The organism is Aquabacterium sp. (assembly GCF_035476535.1).
GTDB lineage: Bacteria > Pseudomonadota > Gammaproteobacteria > Burkholderiales > Burkholderiaceae_C > Pseudaquabacterium.
The window spans coordinates 1-20,265 of the sequence record NZ_DATILJ010000026.1 but is presented as its reverse complement, the minus strand read 5'-3'; the positions used below and the strand labels follow the sequence as shown (position 1 = coordinate 20,265).

The window sequence follows — 20,265 nt, the reverse complement described above, 5'->3', positions numbered from 1 at the left end:
GGTCCGGCGCCTGACGAGCGTTCCGCGCCGCGTTCCCACGCGGCGCGACGCCAGCTCACTGGCTCTCGGGCCTGATCCCCAAGCGCTGCAGCATGGCATTGCGCACGTCGGCATCCGGCAGCACTTCGGACAGCAATTCCGATAGGCTCATCCGGCCGCGGCGCACCGCTTCTTCCAGCGTATAGGCCAAGGGTGAGTGCGGCTCGGTGCGACGGAAGTACTCCGCAATGCGGTCCAGCTCGCGCAAGGCACCGTCGCGTGTTTGCAGCGCGCCGCCGCCGGCGCTTGCGCCACTGGCGGCACCGGTGTTGCTGCCGGCATCGACCACGGCGGCAGCGGCCTCCTCGGGCCCTGCGTCGGCCACCACGCCGCCCAGCCGTCCGATGATCTCGATCATGCGGTCGAGCAGCGTCGTCACCTTGCGGATCGAGGGTGCCTCGGAGCCGAAACGTGCATCGAGCACGCGGTCGAGTTCACGCCAGGCTTCGATGGCCGCGGTGGTCTGGCGGCCCATGCTGACCAGATAGGCCTTGTCCAGCCGCGCCTCGGCCTCGAGGGTTTTGAACTCGGGCGCGCCTGCGGCATAACGCGCTTGCTGGCGCGCCTCGTCCAGCGTCGCGACCTGCTCTGCCTGCTCCCATTGGTACAGGCCAATACCGGTGCCGTCGGCCCGGCGGAACATCGGCAAGCGGCGCAGCGCCTGCATGATCGTGCCATCGGCGCCACTGCCTGAGAGGCCACCGATGGGCGAGGCCCGGCCTTCCAGGCCATCTTCATCGGGCTGGGGGAAACACGCATCCCAGAAGCCCTCGCACAGGCCCGCGATCAGCCGGGCGCCGGCGGTGGCACCGGACAAGCCATGAATGCGCACCAGCGACTCGGTGAGCCACGCCGCAATCTCGAGATCCTTGGTCTGCGTGGCCAGCGCCTTCTGGCCGATCGTCAATATGTCACGCCAACCGGCGGCTTCTGGACCCTCGCTTTCGCCATCGGCGTCGCGCGTGCGTTCTTCGGCCCGGGCCGCTGACCGGGCATCGCGCAAGCGCTGGTAGGACGAGCTTGCCGAATAGTCCGCCCGCAGGTCCAGACCCGCCCCTTGATCGCCAGTTTCCAGCGGCGCCAACAAGGGGCCGATGTCAATCGAGTCGCTCTCCATTTGCCCTCCAGGTTGTCGCCGGCGCCAGCGGTGGCGGGGCGCGAAATCAGCCGGTGCCGAGTGCAATTTGAGACTCGGCCGTGCTGTAGACAGGCGTGAGCCTATCCGATATCGTCCCCGAACCGAAAAATTCTGTTTCAACGAGCTCCTAACTCGCAATCTCCCTGGAGGATCTGACAATGGTGGCGGTAGATCTCAAGTCCCTCGCAGGACGTTTGACCGACGTTGGGCGCCGGCAGCTCGAGGCTGCTGCGGGGCTCACGCTGTCGCGCAGCCATTACAACGTCGAGATCGAGCATGTGCTGATCAAGCTGGTGGAAACCTCCGCCAGCGACGTCGCCACGATCCTGCGCAAGCAAGGTGTCGACGCCGGCAAGGTCGCTGCCGAACTCAACCGCTCGCTCGACAAGCTGCGCACCGGCAACGCCCGGGCGCCGGCCTTGTCGCCGGACATCGTGAGCTGGCTGCGCGAGGCCTGGATCATCGCGTCGCTGGAGGCCGGCTCGAACCGCATTCGCAGCGGGCACATGCTCGCGGCCTTGCTGGCCGACGAGACACTGTCGCGCTCGATCCGGGACAGCTGCCCGTCCTTGATGGCCATACCGGCCGCTGCTGTGCGCGGCAACCTCGCCGAGCTGGCCGCGGGCAGCGAAGAAGGTGGCCAGGCCGAAGCCGCGGCAGCGGCAGCCGGCCCGGCCGCACCGGGCGGCGAGGCACCGCGCGGCGGTGGGCCGCTGGACCAGTTCTGCACCGACCTCACCGCGCAGGCCAAGGCCGGCAAGATCGATCCGATCCTGGGGCGCGATGCCGAAATCCGGCAAATGGTCGACATCCTCACGCGGCGCCGGCAGAACAACCCGATCCTCACCGGCGAGCCCGGCGTCGGCAAGACGGCGGTGGTCGAAGGCCTGGCCCTGCGCATCGCTTCCGGCGACGTGCCCGAGGCCCTGAAAGGCGTCAAGCTGATGTCGCTCGACCTCGGCCTGCTGCAGGCCGGCGCCGGCGTCAAGGGTGAATTCGAGAACCGCCTCAAGGGGGTGATCGACACGGTGAAGTCGTCGCCGACGCCCATCGTCATGTTCATCGACGAGGCGCACACCTTGATCGGCGCCGGTGGCCAGGCCGGCCAGAACGATGCGGCCAACTTGCTCAAGCCGGCACTGGCCCGCGGCGAGTTGCGCTGCGTCGCCGCCACCACCTGGGCCGAGTACAAAAAATACTTCGAAAAGGACGCGGCCCTGACGCGCCGCTTCCAGGTGGTCAAGGTCGACGAGCCGTCCGAGCCGCTGGCTGCAGCGATGCTGCGTGGCCTGGTGGCAACGCTGGAAAAGCACCATGGCGTGCGCATCCTCGACGAAGCGGTGGAAGACGCGGTCAAGCTGTCGGCACGCTTCATCCCCTCGCGCCAGTTGCCCGACAAGGGCGTCTCCTTGCTGGACACCGCCTGCGCGCGGGTGGCGATGAGCCAGGCCGCGATTCCGGCGCCGATCGAGGACCGCACGCGGCGCCTGGCGCTGATCGCCACCGAGCTGGCGGCGATCGGCCGCGAATCCGCGACCGGCACCGACCACGACACCCGGCGCGCCAAGCTGCTGGAACAGCAGACCGAGGCCAAGGCCGAGCTGGACACGCTGACCGCCCAGTGGAACCAGGAGAAGGAACTCGTCGCCAGCATCCGCGACCTGCGCCTGCGGGCCGAGACGGCGTCGCTGGAACTGCTGCCATCCGACACGCCGGTGCCGCCGGCCGAGGACCTGGAAGCGCTCAAGCGCGACCTGGCCAGCACGCTGCTGTCGCTGCGCCAACTGCAGGGTGAAGAGCCGCTGGTGCATCCGGTGGTCGACGGGCAGGCCGTCGCCGAGGTGGTGGCCACGTGGACCGGCATACCGGTCGGCCGCATGGTCTCCGACGAGATCAAGACCGTGCTGGCGCTGCAGGACAAGCTGATGGAACGCGTGGTCGGACAAGACCATGCGCTCGACGCGATTGCGCAGGCCATCCGCACCAGCCGCGCCGGCCTGACCGATCCGCGCAAGCCGATCGGCGTGTTCATGATGGCCGGCACCTCCGGCGTCGGCAAGACCGAGACCGCGCTGGCGGTGGCTGATCTGCTGTATGGCGGTGAGCAGAACCTCACCGTCATCAACATGAGCGAGTTCAAGGAAGAGCACAAGGTCTCGCTGCTGATGGGCTCGCCGCCCGGTTACGTGGGCTACGGCGAAGGCGGCGTGCTGACCGAGGCGGTGCGTCGCCGGCCGTATTCAGTGGTGCTGCTCGACGAGATGGAGAAGGCCCATCCCGGCGTGCAGGATGTCTTCTACCAGGTCTTCGACAAAGGCCAGATGAAGGACGGCGAAGGGCGGGACATCGACTTCCGCAATTGCGTGATCATCATGACCAGCAATGCCGGCACCGACACGATTGCCAAGCTGTGTGCCGACCCGGAGATGACACCCGAACCCGAGCAGCTGCGCGAGGCCTTGCAGCCCGACTTGCTGAAGGTGTTCAAGCCGGCCTTCCTCGGGCGCTGCAATGTCGTGATCTATTACCCACTTCGCGACGAGATCATGAAGAGGATCTGCCTGCTGAAGTTACGTAGCATTGGCAAGCGCGTGCTGGAGACTTATGGCACTCCGTTCACCTTCGACGATTCAGTTCCTGATACCGTTGTGGCGCGATGCAAGGAAGTGGAATCCGGCGCCCGCAACATCGACAACATCCTCAGCCGCTCACTGCTGCCCGAGCTGTCGGAGATGTTGTTGGCGCGCATGGCCTCGGGCGAAAAGATTCATCGCGTCAAGGTTGGCATGGATCCGTCGACAGGAAGTTTTCAGTACGATCTCGGTTGAATCGTCCCCGCGGCCGAGCATGCGATGAGCGGGGACATCGGCGACAAAAGAAAGGTTTGACACATCATGGCTATCTTCATGAAGTACGGCGCGATGGACGGCGAAGTCACCGCCACGGGCTACGAGAAATGGATTGAACTGCAGAGCTTCCAGTGGGGCGTCGGCCGTGGCATCTCCTCGGGTGTTGGCGGCGCATCGAAGCGCGAAGCCAGCGCGCCCAGCGTTTCCGAAATCACCGTCAGCAAGACGATGGATGCGTTCTCGCCCCTGGCACTGAAGGAAGCGATCGGCGGCAAGGGCGTCGAGGTCAAGATCGACATCACGCGTACCGATGGCGATGGCAAGCACGTGGCCTTCCAGAAGTACATCCTCACCGGCACGATGATCAGCGGCTACAGCACCAGCAGTGGCGGCGACCGTCCGAGCGAGTCGATCTCGCTGAACTTCTCGAAATTCGACAACGAGTACATCAAGGTCGACGACGCGTTCGCGGCGGTCACGACCGGCCACTACATCTATGACCTGACGACGGCCAAATCGGGCTGAGTTGGGTTGAGTCGGCGCCGTCGTCCGGGCATTGCTGCCCGACGATTCGGCGCGCGCCGGCGGCACGGATCGCGTCGGCTTGGCTGCGGTAATCACCCGCCGATTGACGCCGCGATGATTGCTCGCATACCGCGTTCCATCGGCAGGACCCGCCTGGCATGTCAGATTCCCGATTTCTCTTGATCAGCTCGCCGCTGGGTCCTGGTGCGCTGGTTGCTACACGCCTGGCTGTCACCGAGCAGCTCGGCTTGCCCTATTCGATCGATGTCGAGGTGCTCGGCAGCGATCCTTCGCTGACCGCGGCCGATCTGCTGACGCAGGAAATCACGGTCAGCATCACCCAGACGGCGGACGGGCAGCTCATCGAGCGGCACTTTCACGGCCTGGTGGCGGCGTTCGAACGGCTGGGCCCCGGATCCGACGGCCGCATGGTCTATCGGCTGGAAGCCGTTCCCGGCATCTGGCGGCTCGGGCTCAAGCGCAACTGCCGGGTGTTCCAGGACAAGACGGTCCAGGCCATCGTGACGGCGGTGCTGGGCGAGCATGATCAGCCGGCGCCGACCTGGGGCATCCTGCCAGCGCTGCAGCCGATCGTCTATTGCACCCAGTTCAACGAGACCGACCTGCATTTCATTTCCCGTCTGCTCGAAGAGCACGGGATGACGTACTACTTCTCCCACACGGCAAGCGCGCACACTTTGCACGTCAGCGCCACTGCGCCCGGGTTCCCTGCCTTCGTCGGCGGCGACGTCGTTGCCGCGCATCGCACCGACGACTACTTCCAACTGAACGACTGGCGGCGTGCCAATCGGGCCCGCTCGGCGTCGACCCAGTTCGAGGACATGGACGGCGAGCGCAGCCAACCCTCCGTGGTGCTGAGCAAGACCAGCAACACGCGCACCTATGCCGACGAGCCCGCGATGTGGCAGGCGGGCAAGGTCTTCCGATGGCCCGGCGGCATGTCCACGCGCCCCGGTGTGGACAGCGCCGCGGTCGCGATGGGCGAACAGGAGTCCGCGTCGGAAGATTTTTCAGCCAGTGCGCTCGACCCCCGCTTTGCCGCGGGTTCGCGCATGTCCGTCGCGGTGCGCTTCGAGGACGGCACCGAGAACAAGGAGCCGTATGTGGTCACGGCCGTGCGCCACATGGCCACCGACTCGTCGGGCGTGAGGTCCGGCACCGGCGGCAGCGAGACCTATGCCGGCGCGCTCAGCCTGTCGGTCGCCAGCCGCACCTGGATGCCGGCGCCGCGCCATGCGAGGCCGGTGATGGCGGGGCTGTATTCGGCCAAGGTGATGGGCCCGTCCGGCGAAAAAATCCACGTCGACGAGTTCGGCCGCATCAAGATCAAGTTTCGCTGGGACCGTCTCGGCCCCGACGATGACACCGCCTCGTGTTGGGTGCGTGTGATGCAGGCGGCCGGCGGCGCCTGGGGCGGCACCTGGTTCCTGCCGCGGGTGGGCGATGAAGTGCTGGTGGCCTTTCTCGACGGCGATCCCGATCGTCCGGTGGTCACCGGCGCGGTCTACGGCAAGGACGCCAAGCCGCCGTTCCTGCCGGGCACCAACCGTGCGCAAAGCGGCTTCCGCTCCCGCAGCTACAAGTCCGAGAGCGCCGACGACTCGAACATCCTGCGCTTCGAGGACAAGAAGGGCTCGGAGGAGGTCCTGGTGCACGCGCAGAAGGACCTCACCGTCGAAGTCGAGAACGACGAGAACCGCACGATCGGCCACGACAGTACCGAGACGGTGCAGAACGCCCGCACCGCGACGATCAAGGATTCGCACGACACCTTGACGGTGGAGAAGGGCAACCGGACCGCGACCATCAAGATGGGCAATGACACGCACACGATCAAGATGGGTGATATGACGGTGAAGTGCGAGTTGGGCAGCATCACCCTCGAGGCGATGCAGAAGATCACGCTGAAGGTCGGCCAGAACACCGTGGTGATCGATCAGGCGGGCATCACCGCCAAGGGCATCATGATCAGCAACGAGGCCCAGGCCATGCACAAGACCAAGGCGCCGATGGTGCAGGTCAACGCCGATGCGATGGTGCAGGTGCAGGGCGGCATCGTGATGCTGAACTGACGATGAGCGCCACTTTGCCCAAACTGGCCGCGCCATTGGCACCGCTGCTACCCCGGCTTGAACTGGAACCCGAGGCGGCCAGCGCGCTGGCCGGTGCCCAGACGGCTGCCGAGGGTGTGATGCAGCTCGAAGCCAAGGGCTTGCGCAACGACGCCGTGCGCCTGGCGGCCCACGCGCTGCCCAAGCGTGAGGCCGTGTGGTGGGCCTGCATGTGCGCCGGCGCCGTGCCCGACGTCGCGCTGCCGCCCGCCGATGCCGCTGCGCGCGTGGCGGCCGAGGCCTGGGTGCGCAAGCCGGCCGACGATGCCTTGCGCCGCGCCGCCTGGGACGCCGCGCAGAAGACCGGCTTTCGCAGCCCGGAGGCCTGGGCCGCCGTGGGCGCCTTCTGGAGCGGCGGCAGCATGGCGCCCGAAGGCCAGCCGGTGGTGCCGCCGGCCGAGCACCTGACCGGCGTGGCGGTCAGCGGCGCGGTCGTGATGGCTTCGGTGCGTGGCCATCCCGAGCGTGCACAGGCTCGCCTCGAACGATTCCTGAGCGCCGCGCGCGACATCGCCAACGGCGGCGCCGGCCGCATCCCGCTGGAGGAAAACTAGGATGGCCGGCCCACCCGCTTCCCGCCTGACGGACATGCATGTGTGCCCGATGGTCACGCCGGGCGTGCCGCCGATCCCGCACGTCGGCGGACCGATCATCAAGGGCGAGCCGACCGTCCTCACCGGCAAATTGCCGCAGGCGCGGGCTACGGATCAGTGCATCTGCGTCGGCCCGCCGGACATGATTGCGAAGGGCAGTGCGACCGTGCTGGTCGGCAAGCTGCCGGCGGCCCGTATCGGCGACACCTGCGGCCACGGCGGCACCATCGTGATGGGTTTTCCGACGGTCCTGATCGGCGGATAAACTGGCATGCGGTACCGGTGCCCCAGCAACTCAACAGCGACAACGCAGCGACCTACAGGCAATGTCAACTCTCACGCTCACAGTGCTGCGCAGCCCTGACAACGTGCCCGCGCAACAGCGCCAGGCCAAGGGCGGTGAACTGACCATCGGCCGCAGCGCCGAGTGCGACTGGCCCTTGGCCGACCCCTTGAAGTCGCTGTCCCGCAAGCATTGCACGCTGCAGTTCTACAGCGGCAACTGGCAGGTGCGCGACCTGTCGGTCAACGGCACGTTCGTCAATTCGCTGGCCGCGCCGGTCGGCCGCGATCTGGTGCAGCCGCTGCGTGACGGCGACCGCCTGCTGCTCGGCGACTACGAGATCGAGCTGCGCATCGAAGAGGCGACACTCGCCGTCGGCAGCCCTTCGTCGCTGGACTTGGCGTCGAATCCTTTCGCGGATGCGCCGCAACCCTTTGCCGATGCGCCACAGGCTTTCGGCCATGCGCCGCCGCCCTTCGGGAGTGCGACGCCCTTCGGGAGTGCTCCACCCTTCGGGGGTGCGCCGCCCTTCGGTAACGCGCCACCCTTTGGCGATGTGGCGCCGCCCTTCGGTGATGCCCAGCAAGGCTTCGGCAACGCGCCGCGCCCGGGCTTTGCCGCCGCGCGCCTGCCTGGGCTGGACGATCCGGTGGATGTGCTGGGCGGCTTTGCGCCGGCTTCGCATGCCGCGACCGTCATGCCGGACCACAGCGCATCGAGTTCCGACGCGTTCGTGCCACCGCCGATCGTGCCAGCGGGAGGCAAACAACTGGTGCCCGACGACTGGTTCCACACACCCGTCGCGGCACCGGCGCCGCCCATGGCGGCCTTTGGTCAGCCCGCTCCGGCACCGGTAGCTGCGCGCGCACCGGCTTCATTCGCTGCCAGCGATGTAGCGCTGCAGGCTGCCCCCGTACCGGCGGCGCCGGCTGCAGCGCTGCGACCGGTGTCGGCACCTGCCCCCCTGGCGGTGGGCGGCGACATGGCGGCGTCGCTCGCGGCCCTGTTGGCCGGCACCGATCTGACGCCCGACATGGCGGCCCGTGCGGCGGCCGACCCCGAGGCCGCGCTGCGCAATGCCGGCGCGCTGTTGAATGCCGCCATCGCCGGCATCCGCGCCTTGCTGATTGCGCGGGGCTCGGTGAAACGCGAGTTCCGCATCGAACAGACGATGCTGCGGTCCAAGGAAAACAACCCGCTGAAGTTCGCCGCGTCCGATGAACAAGCACTGGCGACCCTGCTGGATCCGCGCACGAAGGCGCTGCACTTCGTCGAAGAGTCGGTCAGCGATCTCACCGTGCATCAGATCGCCACGCTGGCCGCTACGCAGGCCGCGGCGCGGGCGCTGATCGAGCAGATGGGGCCGGACAGCATCGAAGCCGAAGTGACTGGCGGCGGGCTCTTCCCGGGCGCGCTCGACAAGCGGCGCTGGGAAGCCTACAAGCGCCGCCATGCGAGACTGCTGGAGCAGTTCGAGGATGATTTCGAAAGCGCCTTCGGGACCGCGTTTGCCCGGGCCTACGAACAAGCCGTCGCACGCGACAAATCTTGAGTTGATGGACCGGCGGGCCGCGGGGCCGCGCCGGTTCTACCGCGCTAGCCGCGCTAAGGAGCCGAATGGCCTGGCATGACAAGGTGGTGTGGCAGGAGGGCATGTTCCTTCGCGCACAGCATTTCCAGCAGCAGGATCGCCACGCGGCCCACCAATTGCAGGCGCGGGCCGAGCCGCTGCGCCCGCACCCCTGGGGCGTGACCGAGTTGTCGATCGACCGCGACCTGCTGGCCGCGGGACGCTTCGCCTTGTCCTCGGCCTCTGGCGTGATGGAGGACGGCACGCCGTTCTCGATTCCCGGCGGCACCGATGCGCCGCTGCCGCTGGACCTGCCCGAGGGCACGCGCAATGCCGTGGTGTACCTGGCCTTGCCGCTGCGGCAGGACGGCAACCCCGAGGTCACGTCCACCGATGCCGGCCCCGAAGAACTGCGGGCGCGTTATGCGCTGCGCAACTTCCCGGCCTTCGACACGCATTCCGACAGCACCATCGCCGCCGAGCTCAGCGTCGGCCGGCTGCGGCTGCGCTACCTGCTCGAGGGCGGTGAACTCGCCGGCTATTCGCGGCTGGGCCTGGCCCGCATTGTCGAGGTCCAGGCCGACCGCCGGGTGCAGCTGGATGAGCGCTTCATTCCGCCGTGCCTGCGCATTTCGGCCAACGCACTGTTGGCCAACCTGACGGCCGAATTGGTTGGCATGCTCGGCCAGCGCGCCGAAGTGCTGGCGGCCCGACTGGGGCAGCCGGGCGCACGCGGCGTGGCCGACATCGCCGACTTCCTGCTGCTGCAGACCGTGAACCGCTGGAAGCCGCTGATGGCGCACTGGGCCGATGCGGGCAACGTGCATCCGGAATCCTTGTTCGCCACGCTGGTCCAGATGGCCGGCGAACTGGCCACCTTCACCGCGCCCGACAAACGTGCCGGCGTCTACCCGGCCTATCGGCACGACGACCTGCAGCGCAGCTTCGCGCCGGTGGTGGCCGACCTGCGCCGCTCCTTGTCGGCCGTGCTCGAAACCAATGCCGTCGCCATCCCGCTGCAAGAGCCGAAGTTCGGCATTCGCGTGGGCATGATCAGCGACCGCAACATCCTGCGCGCCAGCCAGTTCGTGCTGACGGTGTCGGCCGACATTTCCGGTGAACAGCTGCGCCGGCTGTTTCCCAACAAGGTCAAGATCGGCGCCGTGGAGCACATCAAGGAACTGGTCAACGTCTCGCTGCCGGGCATTGCCGTGCGTGCCTTGCCGGTGGCACCGCGGCAGATCCCGTTCCAGGCCGGCTCGGCCTACTTCGAACTCGACCGCGGCAGTCCGCACTGGCAGCAGATGATGAATTCCGGCGGGTTCGGCATCCATGTGTCGGATGAGTTCCCGAATCTGAACATCGAACTCTGGGCGATCCGCGCATGAGCGACAACCCGTTCAGCGAACCCGACGACGACGAACGCACCGTTCTGCGCCGTGCCGGTGGCACGCCACCGCCTGCGGTTCCGACGCCACCGCGCGCGGCAGCCGCGCCCATGCCCGCCACCGCACAGCGGCTGGCCGGCGAGGCGGATGCGCTGCCCAAGGTCGGCAAGTCGCCGATGGCCGCCGCGGCCGCGCCCTTGCTGGACCTGCTGGCCCGCATCGGAGCGGGGGCACAGGCCACCCAGGTGAGCAATGCCGAGGAGCTGCGCGACCGCGCGGTGCGGGCGCTGCAGGCCTTCGAGGCCGACTGCCGGGCCGCCAGCGTGCCGGACGAGCAACTGCGCGCCGCGCACTACGCGCTGTGCGCGGCGCTGGACGACACCGCGCTGGCCACGCCCTGGGGCCAGTCCAGCAGCTGGGCGGCGCGCTCGCTGAGTTCGACCTTTCACCAGGACGTGCGCAGCGGCGAACGTTTCTTCGACCTGCTCAGCGGCATGCAGAAAGAACCGGGCCGCTACCTGCCGGCGCTGGAGATCTGCTACCTGTGCCTGTCGCTCGGCCTGCGCGGCCGCTACCGGCTGGACAGCCGCGGTACCGGTGAACTGGAGCGCATCCGCGAGGGCCTGTACCAGCTATTGTCCAAAGTGAACGGCGCCTGGGAGCGCGAGCTATCACCCCATTGGCGCGGCGTCGATGCGCCGCACCGCGGGCCGGCACGCAACGTGCCGCCGTGGGTGGCCGCGGCGATCGTGCTGTTCCTGCTGGCGGTGGGCTACATCGTGGCCTCCAACTGGGTCAATTCCCGGGGCGATGCATTGCAGCAGCGCGTGGTGCAACTGCCGCCGGCCAAGCCGCCGCTGATCACGCGCGAAGCGGCACCGGTGCCGCCGGCCCCGGTGGCGCCTGCAGCGGATGACGGCGTGAGCAAGCTGCGCAAGTTCCTGGCGCCCGAAATTGCCGAGGGGCTTGTCGTCGTCGAGGGCGACCTGCAGCGCCTGATGATCCGCATCATGGCCCGCGGCATGTTCGAGTCCGGCAGTTCGGAACTGCAGCCTCGGTTCGTGCTGCTGCTCAACCGCATCGGCGAAGCGCTGCGCAGCGAACCCGGCCGGGTGATGGTGCTCGGCCATTCCGACAACCAACCGATCCGGACCGTGCGCTTCCCATCGAACTTCCAGCTCTCCGCGGCGCGGGCCGAATCGGCCAAGGCCATCCTCGTCAGTGCCACGGCCCAGGCCGAGCGCTTCAGTTCCGCGGGACGCGCGGACACCGAGCCGCTTGCGGCGAACGACACGCCCGAGGGCCGCGAGAAGAACCGGCGCATCGAGATCGTGCTGTCGCGCGGCGAGGGCCGTTGACGTGAAGGCGCTTCTTTCGGCCCTGATTTCCTTCCGCGGCTTGTGCGGCCTGGTCGGTGCACTGCTGCTGGCCGTCGTCATCTGGTTGTTCGCGCCCGCGCTGGGCATCAACGCGCTGTGGCTGCTGCTGTTGCTGACGGTGCTGCCGGTGCTGATCTGGTTCACCGTCATGGCGTTCCTGGTCCGGCGCGCGCAAAAGCGCGACGCCGCACTGGTGGCCGGCGCCACGCAGACCGATGACAAGGCGGCCAAGGCCGGCGCGAAGGCGGCCGCGGCGAGCGAAGAAGAGCGTGCCGTGGCCGGCCGCCTGGCCGATGCGCTGGCGGCGATGAAGGCGGCCGGCGGCGGCAAGGGCGGTTACCTCTACGAACGGCCGTGGTACGTGCTGATCGGCCCGCCCGGCTCGGGCAAGACCACCGCCATCCGCAACTCCGGGCTTGATTTCCCCTTGGCCGAGGGCCGGGTGTCTGGCGTCGGCGGCACGCGCAACTGCGATTGGTGGATCGCCGAGCAGGCGGTGCTGATCGACACCGCCGGCCGCTACACCACGCAGGACAGCGATGCCTCGGCCGACAAGGCCGGCTGGGAGCGTTTCCTCGAGCTGCTGCGCCGCGAGCGCCCGCGCCAGCCGCTGAACGGCGTGGTGGTGGCTTTTGGCGCCGACATGCTGAGCCGGCTCGACCCCGCCGGCCGCGAGCAGCATGCGCAAGCCGTGCGACGCCGCGTGCGCGAGCTCGAACAAAAGCTCGGGCAACGCCTTCCAGTCTATTTCCTGATCAGCAAGGCCGACCTGGTGGTCGGCTTCTCCGAGTTCTTCGACGACCTAGACCGCGAATCGCGTGGCCAGGTCTGGGGCATGACCTTCGCTGCGGAGGCCGGTGCCGAGGGTCCGGTGACCAAGTTCGCGGCTGAGTTCAGCGCGCTCGTGCAGCGCCTGCAGGACCGTGTGCTCGAACGGCTGCAAGCCGAACGCGGTGCCGAGCAGCGCGCGCGCATCGCCGGCTTCCCGGCGCAGTTCGCGTCGCTGGAAGCGCCGCTCGGCGCTTTCATGCAGGCGGCCTTCGGCGGCTCCAAGCTTGACCCGGCGCCGTTTTTGCGTGGCCTGTACTTCACCTCCGGTACCCAGGAAGGCACGCCGATCGACCGGCTGACCGGTGCGCTCTCGCGCGCTTTCGGGTTGGATCCGCGGCGTCCTGCGGCGGTGATGGGGCAGAAGGGCCGCAGCTACTTCCTGGGTCGCCTGCTGCGCGACGTGGTCTTCAACGAAGCGCGGCTGGCAGCACGCGACCGCGGCCATGAGCGGCGCCGCCGCCTGGTCCAGATCGGTGTCGTGGCGGCCTCGGTGGTGCTGCTGCTCGGTGGCGCGGCGCTGGGCTGGTACGCGCTGAACATCGAATCCACGCGGGACCGGCAAACAGCTGCTGCCGTCGAAGCCGCCGAGACCAGCGCGAAGGGCCTGCCGCTGGACGTCGTCGCGCCCGCCGACGACTTGTCCCGCGTCTTGCCTTACCTCGACAGCGCGGGCGCGCTGCCGCCCGCAGCGCAGGGCGCCGGCGGCCGGCTGGGGCTGAGCCAGGAGGACAAGCTCGTCGGCGCGGGGCAGGTGGCCTACAAGCACGCGCTCGAGCGCGTGATGCTGCCGCGGCTGCTGTCACGCCTGGAAGGCCAGATCCGCGCCGGCATGCAGAAGCCGGCCTACCTGTATGTGGCCACCCGCGTCTACCTGATGCTCGGCCGCCAGGGCCCGCTCGATGCGTCGCTGATCAAGGAGTGGATGGCAGCAGATTGGGCGCAGGCCTATCCCGGCGCCGTCGCCGCGCCCACGCGCGACAAGCTGATGGCTCACCTGGACGCCCTGCTGGGCCAGGATTTCAGCACCTACGCGCTGGACGGCGTGCTGGTGGACACCGCGCGGCGCGTGTTCTCCCGCCTGCCGATGGCCGATCGGGTGTATGCGCGCCTGCGCAACACGGCCACCGACGCAGCGCCGTGGCGGCCGGCCGATGCACTGGGCCCCTCCGGCCAGCGCCTGTTCACGCTGCAGGCCGGCAAGCCGATCACCGAAGCCGCCGTGCCCGGCTTGTTCACGGTGGAGGGGCTGTACCGCAGCTTCCTGCCCCGCCTGCCCAAGGGCATCCTGGAAGCCGCGTCCGAGAGCTGGGTGCTGGGTCCTGAAGCGGCGGCCGCGGCGGCATCGAACCCGCAGCAGCTGGAGGGCGATGTGCTGCGGCTCTATGCGCAGGACTACATCGCCGAATGGCAGAAGCTGCTCGACAGCATCGCGCTGGCGCCATTCGGCAGTCCGACCAAGTCGGCCGAGGCACTCAACCTGCTGGGGGCGCCCAATTCGCCGCTGCGCGACCTGATGCAAGGCATCGCGAAGCAGCTCTCGCCCGGCACGGCGCCACCGGCGGTGGCCGCCGGCGCCGCGGCCACCACCGCCGCGGTGAAGGGGGTGACCGGTGCCGCGGTGAAGGGGGTCACCAGCGCAGCGCCGGCCGTACCGGGCGCCGGCGCTGTGACGGCCGGCGCTGCCGGCCGGCTGGCGGAGTCGATCGGCATCGCCGCGCCGACCAGTTCGGCCAGCGTGGTGGCCAAGACCGTCGAAGACCATTTCCGACCGCTGCGCGAAGCCGCGGGCAAACCGCTCGACGGCGTGATCGCGGTGCTGAACGAGTTGTACGTTCAGGTCGCCAAGGTCGCCACCGCCGCACCGGGCGGCGCCGCGCCGCCACCGGCCGCCGGGCTCGACCCCGGCCAGCGCCTGATGGCCGAGGCGCAGCGTGCGCCGGAGCCGCTGTCGCGCTGGCTCAGCGCGGCGGCGCAAGCGACCTCGGCCGTGCGCGCGGGGGGCACGCGCGCCACGGTGGCAGCGGCTGCGGCGCAACAGCTGGCACCGTTCTGCAAGGGTGTCGAGACCCGCTTCCCGTTCCGCCGCGACGCCGCCGCGCCGGACATGCCGATGGACGATTTCGTGCGGCTGTTCGGCCCGGGCGGCGCCTTCGAGTTGTTCTTCAACCAGAACCTGAAGGCGATCGTCGACACCAGCCAGCGGCCCTGGCGCCCGGCGGTGGCCGATGGCGGGCCGCCGCCGGTATCGCCGTCCGACATCGCGCAGTTCCAGCGCGCCGCGGCGATCCGGGATGCTTTCTTCCCCGCAGCCTTGCCCGGCCAGCCCAGCAGCGCGCTGCGCTTCGAACTGGTGCCGGTGTCACTCGACGCCGGTGCGAAGGGCGCGGTGCTCGAGGTCGACGGCGCCAAGACGGCCATCGCCCCGGGCGCCGCCGGTGCGCGCGCGGCGCAGTTGCAATGGCCCTCGAAAGGCAACGTCAGCCTCAGCTTCGACGGGGAAGCCTCGACCTTGAGCAACGACGGGCCCTGGGCGGCGCTGCGCTTCGTCGCACGGGGCAAGCTGCAGCCCACCAGCGTGCCGGACCGCTTGCGCCTGAGCCTGCAGCAAGGGGCCCGTTCGGGCGAGTTCGAGTTGCGCACCGGTTCCATCGTGCACCCCTTTGCGCTGCGAGAACTCGCCGAGTTCCGCTGTCCGCAACTGACGCCTTGAGACGACCCTGGACAACGATCACCTGGATGACGGGGGGAGGGCAGCATGACTGGCGTTTACGGCAAGCTGCCTTCGTATGGCGACTTCGTGCGGCGCGAGTTGCCGCAGTCTTTCGTGCTGCCATGGGACGAGTGGTTGCAGGCCGGCCTGGGTGCGGCACGTGACGCGCTGGGCCAAGAGTTCGATGCGCTGTGGGCGGCGGCCCCGCCGTGGCGCTTTCGCTTGGGCGCAGGCGCCTGCGGTGCCAGCGCGGTCGCCGGTGTGCTGCTGACCAGCCAGGATTCGGTGGGCCGGCAGTTTCCGCTGACGCTGGCCGCGCTGCTGCCCGACGACGCGTCGGCGCCCAACGATGCCTGGTATGCCGCGCTCGAGCAGGCGGGCCAGGCCGGGCGCGACCAGGGCGACAGCGTCGATGCTCTGCTCGCGACACTGCCCTCGGCGGCCATGGGGCACAGCTTTTTGGCTATCGATGGTGTTCCGGCTGAAGGCTGGTGGACGCGCGACGGCCGCCGCTGGCAGCTGTCGGCCCTGCCCACGGTGAGCCAGTTCCGCAGCCTGCTTCAAGGCGGCAATGGAGCGGGGGTCGGCGGCGGCAGCCGGGGCGAGCGCTTCGTCGCCCGGGCCGCCAGCCACCCCGGCACGGTGCGCACGCGCAACGAGGATGCCTTCGTCGACCGCGGCGACATCGGCCTGTGGGCCGTGGCCGACGGCGCCGGCGGGCATGGTGCCGGCGACGTCGCTTCCGCCGCAGTCGCCGCCGCGCTGTCCGATCTGCCCAGTGGCCTGTCGGCTGCCGAAATCCTGGCGCAGGTGCGGCTGCGGCTGGGCGCGGTGCATGCCGAGTTGCAGCGCATTGCCGCCGCCAGCACCAACGGCGAGATGCCGGTCACCACCGTCGTGGTGCTGATGGCCCGCGGCGACCACTTTGCCTGCCTGTGGGCCGGCGACTCCCGCGCCTACCTGCTGCGCGACGGCAGCCTGTGCCAGGTGACGCACGACCACAGCCTGGTCCAGGAACTGGTGGAAGCCGGTGCGCTGGCGCCCGAGGATGCCGAATCCCATCCGCAGGCCAACGTCATCACGCGCGCGGTCGGCTCCGAAGAAGCGCTGGAGCTGGACAAGGTGGCCGGCCGCATCCAGCCCGGCGACGTGCTGCTGCTGTGCACCGACGGTTTGTTCAAGGCGCTGCCGGAGAGCGATATTTCACGCCTGCTGGCCGCCGGCCAGGGGCCCGAGCAATTGCTCGAAGAGGCTTTGCGGGCCGGTGCCCGCGACAACGTGACGGCGCTGGTGGTTGAAGTCTAGTCCAGCGGCCTGGGGCGTTATCGGCCGGACACCGCGGCCCCGACCGCCGGCTCGTCGGCGTTGGCCGGCAAGCTGCGCCAGAAGCGGGTGCGCAGCTCCGCCAGTTCGGCCTGCGGGATGCCCACGGCCTCGGCGTTGAAGGCCCGCACGTCCGGTGTGTGCATCAGCAGCGCCTGGGCCTCGTTGAGCATCAGTTCTTCGTCGCGCTGGTTGTAGCCCAGGCCGGCCAGAAAGCGCCGCATCGACGCACGCTGCGCCTCGCTGAGGGCCTCGCGCCAGAAGCGCCGGCAGTGCTCGCGATAGGCCGGGCGGGTGTAGAAGCGGCCGTGGCTGAGTTCATGCCGCAGCACGGAATCGCGCCGGCGCTCGTCCACGGTTTCATCGACCGGCGTCGACGGGTCGTCGGGCTGGGTCGCGGTGAAGGTGATCACCGCCTGCGTGCCTTGGGGGCGCAGGCCCTGCGCTGTGTCGACCAGCAAGCCATGGCTCAGCAGCACCTGGCGCAGGCGCTGCTCCGGCGGGTTCAGGGGCTGCCCTTGCTTCAGGACCAGCGCGTAGAAGCGCGCCAGTCCGGCGCCGTCGTAGTCATGGCCCTGGTAGAAGGTCTGCGAGTTGTCGCCGGCGCGTGCGATCAGCGCGGCCAGTTCGCTGTCGGTGAGCACGCGGTCGCGCGGGGCATCGGCCTTCTCCAGCAGGGCGGCCATGCGGTTCATGGCCGCACCTTGCGCGGCCAGGCTGGGGAACTCGATCGCCAGCACCGCCGCGTTTTCCTGCAATCGCGCCACCCGCCAATCGGTGGAGTGCCCGGCCAGCCATTCGGCAATGCTCAGCGGCTGCGGCTGCGGCTGCGGCTGCGGCTGCGATGTCGACGGCTGCACCATCGGCTGCGCCACAGGCAGCGAGCGCGTCAGCAGGGCCGAAGCCGGCGCGGCGGCCGGGCTCGGCGCCGCAGCCTGCGCCGCAACCGGCGCTGCCGCCGGCCCGCCGCGCTGCGGCATCCAGCCGATCAGGATCACCAGCAAGGCCAGCAGCATCGCGGCGATGCCGGCCAGCGCCCAGCGCAGGACCATGTCCCGGCGCGCGGCCTTAGTCGGCGACAAGGGCGGCACTCAGCCGCGGATGGTGACGATGGTGACCCGACGGTTTTCGGGGGCGTCGATGCGGTCCTTGTTCAAGGGCTCGGCCGAACCCTTGCCCTGGGGCTGCAGGCGTTCGGGCAGCACGCCGTGCTTGCTCACCAGGTAGCCGACCACCGCTTCTGCGCGTTGCTGCGAGAGCTTGCGATTGATCTCCGCATCGCCGCGCGCATCGGCATGGCCTTCGACACGGAAAGTCAGGCCGGCCAGCGCGTCGGACTGCAGCGCCTTGCCCACCGTGTCCAGCGCCGATTGCGAATCACCGGTCAGCGCGGCCGAATTGGTCTCGAAGGTGATCAGCAGGTTGGCACGGCCGGGCGCGGCCGGTTTGGGTGGCGTCGCGGCCGCACCGGGCGCTGCCGGCTTGAAGCCGCGCATCGCGCCGCTGGCGCCCTGCGGCGGATCGATGTTCAAGGCGTCAATCAGCGCCGATTCGGTGACTTCCTTGTTCTTCAGCACGACCGGGTCGGCCGCATGGACCGGCAGCAGGCCGGCGGCGGCGAGCACCAGCGCCCCCAGCAGAGGACGCGGCAGGCAAGGAGGGGACAGGTGGTTCATGGGGCGTTTCCTCAAGAGTCGGGACAGGTGGCAGGCGGCTTCGATGCTGCGCCTCACGGGCGCGCGTCGAGCTGGCGCTGCTCGAACAGGTAGTCACCCCCGGACTGGTGGCCGGCCGCCCGCGAAGCACTGTACTGCGGGCGCTGCGGCAGCGAGCGCGCCACGGCAAAGCGTACGCGCTCGAAGACGTTGCCGCCAGCCTGCCAGTTCGAGACCTGGTCCAGCGTGTTCATCAGGTTGTAGGCAAACGGCGAGTGCCCGTTCTTGCCCTCGTCGAACACCGGCTCGTTGCCGCCGGAGGACATCACGACGACCGACTTGCGGTCGAGGATGGACTGCGGATTCGGCGGCGTGGCCTGCGGACGGATGCGCTCTTCGGAGGCCAGCGAACCCGAGTAGCAGCTGTCGGACACCAGCGCCACCTGCGATGCGCCGATCTGCGCCACGAGCCGGCTGATGTCGGTGTTGGACAGCCAGGTCTCGGGCTGCTTGGCCACGCTGTCGGACAGCAGCCAGTAGCCCAGCTTGGTGGTCTCCACGAGTTCGCCGTGACCGGCGTAATAGACCACCACCGAATCCCGCGGGCCGACGGTCAGCGCCAGGCGGTTGAGCGCGGCCACCAGGGCCGGCTTGGTGGCGTTGTCGATCACGATGGCTTCATAGCCGAGCTTGGTCTCGAAGACCTTGGCCACGGCGTGGGCGTCGCGCACGGCGTTGTTCAGCGGCGGGATCGACGCATCGCTGTAGCGGTCGACGCCGACGACGAGCGCGATCTTGCGTTCGATCTGCGGCAGCGACGCCGAGCGCACGGTGCGCTTGGCCAGCGGCAGCTCCGGCGGTTTGGCGGACTGCAGCGTGGGTGGCGTTGCGGCGACTGTCGGTGGCGCCGCGGGCGCAGCCGGAGCCTGGGGCGCCGTGGCCGCCGCTGGCGGCAGCGAGGGCGCGGCGGGCGCTGCCGGTGTGGCCTGCGGCACCGCGGGCACCGGCACCGCCGGCTGGCCGGCGATGCGCAGCTCCGGCGCCAGCCGCTCCTTGAGCTGGGCGGTGATCAGGCAAGTGCCTTGTTCGGCCTCCTGCAGCGTCCTGCACTCGCGCAGGTCGGCGAGCGTGGGGTTGCGTTCCAGTTTGGCGACGGCATCGGCCAGCAGGTTCTGCATGAACAGCTGGCGTCCGTCCAGCAGCCCCTGCACCTCGGCTTTGGACAGGCTGGACAGATTGACGGGCGCAAAGTCACCGCTGGGCTTGGCCTCCGTCCGGCCGCTGCTGGCGCCGGTTCCCGACATGTCCACGACGCCCGCGTCGGCATGCACGCGGCTGCCGCTGGCGGTGATCGTGGCGGTTGTGAACGTCGGCTCCACGACAAGGTCCGAGCCGATGAGGGTGGTCGTCACCGGCACCAGGTCGGCCGCCAGCGTCAGCGCCTGGGCATTGCCGCTGGCCTGGGAGAAGACATAGTTCTGCGCACTGAGCCCGCTGCCCAGCACGGCATAGCTGCCGGGCGGCGAGGTGGGCGTGGCCGAGGTCGTGAAGCTCAGCGTGCCCTGCGTGGCACTGGCCAGCGCATCGCCTGCCACGAAGCCGCTCACCGAGCCCGGCAGGCCATCGAGCGATTCGCCCAGGGTGCGCACCTCGGGTGTCGCCACGTACAGCAGCTGCGCCGGGGTGATGCGGGCGAACAGCACCGACGATTGCGTCAGCGTGTAGTTGGCGGCGTCGCTGCCGGTCAGCGTGTAGCCCGAGAAATTCACCGGCTTGCCGTTGCCCACGTTGCGGTCGGAGAAGTTGCCGACGCCAGTACCGGCCAGCGACACCGCATCACCGGGCAGGGT

At 69.2% G+C, this 20,265-nt stretch carries 14 protein-coding genes; 10 read left to right on the top strand and 4 right to left on the bottom strand.

Going from position 1 to position 20,265, the window contains the following annotated elements:
* Positions 1 to 55: 55 nt before the first annotated feature.
* Entirely contained in the window at positions 56 to 1,297 is a 1,242-nt protein-coding gene (tssA, locus tag VLK61_RS03095) for a type VI secretion system protein TssA (RefSeq protein WP_325418183.1), read from the bottom strand.
* A gap of 38 nt (positions 1,298 to 1,335) precedes the next feature.
* Here tssA and tssH point away from each other — a divergent pair, with 38 nt between their 5' ends.
* The 10 genes from tssH (at position 1,336) to tagF (ending at position 16,742) form a co-directional block, all read left to right on the top strand.
* Complete coding sequence (tssH, locus tag VLK61_RS03090; protein WP_414636762.1) at positions 1,336 to 4,005, top strand: type VI secretion system ATPase TssH; 2,670 nt, start codon at positions 1,336 to 1,338, stop codon at positions 4,003 to 4,005.
* Positions 4,006 to 4,071: 66 nt separating this feature from the next.
* A complete protein-coding gene (locus tag VLK61_RS03085) occupies positions 4,072 to 4,551 on the top strand; it encodes an Hcp family type VI secretion system effector (RefSeq protein ID WP_325418182.1) in 480 nt (159 codons plus the stop codon).
* Positions 4,552 to 4,709: 158 nt separating this feature from the next.
* A complete protein-coding gene (locus VLK61_RS03080; RefSeq protein WP_325418180.1) occupies positions 4,710 to 6,644 on the top strand; it encodes a type VI secretion system Vgr family protein in 1,935 nt (644 codons plus the stop codon).
* Positions 6,645 to 6,646: 2 nt separating this feature from the next.
* Positions 6,647 to 7,237 (top strand): DUF6931 family protein, encoded by a 591-nt coding sequence (locus VLK61_RS03075; protein WP_325418178.1) that lies wholly within the window; start codon positions 6,647 to 6,649, stop codon positions 7,235 to 7,237.
* Position 7,238: 1 nt separating this feature from the next.
* The gene (locus tag VLK61_RS03070) at positions 7,239 to 7,541 is read left to right on the top strand and encodes a PAAR domain-containing protein (protein ID WP_325418176.1); all 303 of its coding nucleotides are present in this window, start codon (positions 7,239 to 7,241) and stop codon (positions 7,539 to 7,541) included.
* Positions 7,542 to 7,602: 61 nt separating this feature from the next.
* Entirely contained in the window at positions 7,603 to 9,111 is a 1,509-nt protein-coding gene (gene tagH / locus VLK61_RS03065) for a type VI secretion system-associated FHA domain protein TagH (RefSeq protein ID WP_325418174.1), read from the top strand.
* Between the two features lie 65 nt (positions 9,112 to 9,176).
* Complete coding sequence (tssK, locus tag VLK61_RS03060) at positions 9,177 to 10,517, top strand: type VI secretion system baseplate subunit TssK (RefSeq protein WP_325418172.1); 1,341 nt, start codon at positions 9,177 to 9,179, stop codon at positions 10,515 to 10,517.
* Positions 10,514 to 11,875 (top strand): type VI secretion system protein TssL, long form, encoded by a 1,362-nt coding sequence (gene tssL / locus VLK61_RS03055; protein WP_325418170.1) that lies wholly within the window; start codon positions 10,514 to 10,516, stop codon positions 11,873 to 11,875. The genes tssK and tssL overlap by 4 nt, the downstream gene beginning before the upstream one ends.
* A gap of 1 nt (position 11,876) precedes the next feature.
* Positions 11,877 to 15,437, top strand: a complete 3,561-nt coding sequence (tssM, locus tag VLK61_RS03050; RefSeq protein ID WP_325418168.1) for a type VI secretion system membrane subunit TssM — start codon at positions 11,877 to 11,879, stop codon at positions 15,435 to 15,437.
* Positions 15,438 to 15,482: 45 nt separating this feature from the next.
* The gene (gene tagF / locus VLK61_RS03045; RefSeq protein WP_325418166.1) at positions 15,483 to 16,742 is read left to right on the top strand and encodes a type VI secretion system-associated protein TagF; all 1,260 of its coding nucleotides are present in this window, start codon (positions 15,483 to 15,485) and stop codon (positions 16,740 to 16,742) included.
* A 17-nt stretch (positions 16,743 to 16,759) separates the two neighbouring features.
* Here tagF and VLK61_RS03040 read toward each other — a convergent pair whose 3' ends face one another.
* The 3 genes from VLK61_RS03040 to VLK61_RS03030 all read right to left on the bottom strand — a co-directional run.
* Complete coding sequence (locus VLK61_RS03040) at positions 16,760 to 17,842, bottom strand: hypothetical protein (RefSeq protein ID WP_325418164.1); 1,083 nt, start codon at positions 17,840 to 17,842, stop codon at positions 16,760 to 16,762.
* 9 nt (positions 17,843 to 17,851) lie between these two features.
* Positions 17,852 to 18,436 carry an OmpA family protein gene (locus VLK61_RS03035; RefSeq protein WP_325418162.1) on the bottom strand — a complete coding sequence of 195 codons (585 nt, stop codon included), beginning with the start codon at positions 18,434 to 18,436 and terminating at the stop codon, positions 17,852 to 17,854.
* A 53-nt stretch (positions 18,437 to 18,489) separates the two neighbouring features.
* Positions 18,490 to 20,265: caspase family protein (locus VLK61_RS03030; protein WP_325418160.1), on the bottom strand; the 1,776-nt coding region annotated here is incomplete at its 5' end.

Coding starts and splice junctions, on each gene's coding strand:
- tssH (WP_414636762.1), top strand. CDS start 1,336: ATGGTGGCGGTAGATCTCAAGTCCCTCGCAGGACGTTTGACCGACGTT.
- VLK61_RS03085 (WP_325418182.1), top strand. CDS start 4,072: ATGGCTATCTTCATGAAGTACGGCGCGATGGACGGCGAAGTCACCGCC.
- VLK61_RS03080 (WP_325418180.1), top strand. CDS start 4,710: ATGTCAGATTCCCGATTTCTCTTGATCAGCTCGCCGCTGGGTCCTGGT.
- VLK61_RS03075 (WP_325418178.1), top strand. CDS start 6,647: ATGAGCGCCACTTTGCCCAAACTGGCCGCGCCATTGGCACCGCTGCTA.
- VLK61_RS03070 (WP_325418176.1), top strand. CDS start 7,239: ATGGCCGGCCCACCCGCTTCCCGCCTGACGGACATGCATGTGTGCCCG.
- tagH (WP_325418174.1), top strand. CDS start 7,603: ATGTCAACTCTCACGCTCACAGTGCTGCGCAGCCCTGACAACGTGCCC.
- tssK (WP_325418172.1), top strand. CDS start 9,177: ATGGCCTGGCATGACAAGGTGGTGTGGCAGGAGGGCATGTTCCTTCGC.
- tssL (WP_325418170.1), top strand. CDS start 10,514: ATGAGCGACAACCCGTTCAGCGAACCCGACGACGACGAACGCACCGTT.
- tagF (WP_325418166.1), top strand. CDS start 15,483: ATGACTGGCGTTTACGGCAAGCTGCCTTCGTATGGCGACTTCGTGCGG.
- VLK61_RS03035 (WP_325418162.1), bottom strand. CDS start 18,436: ATGAACCACCTGTCCCCTCCTTGCCTGCCGCGTCCTCTGCTGGGGGCG.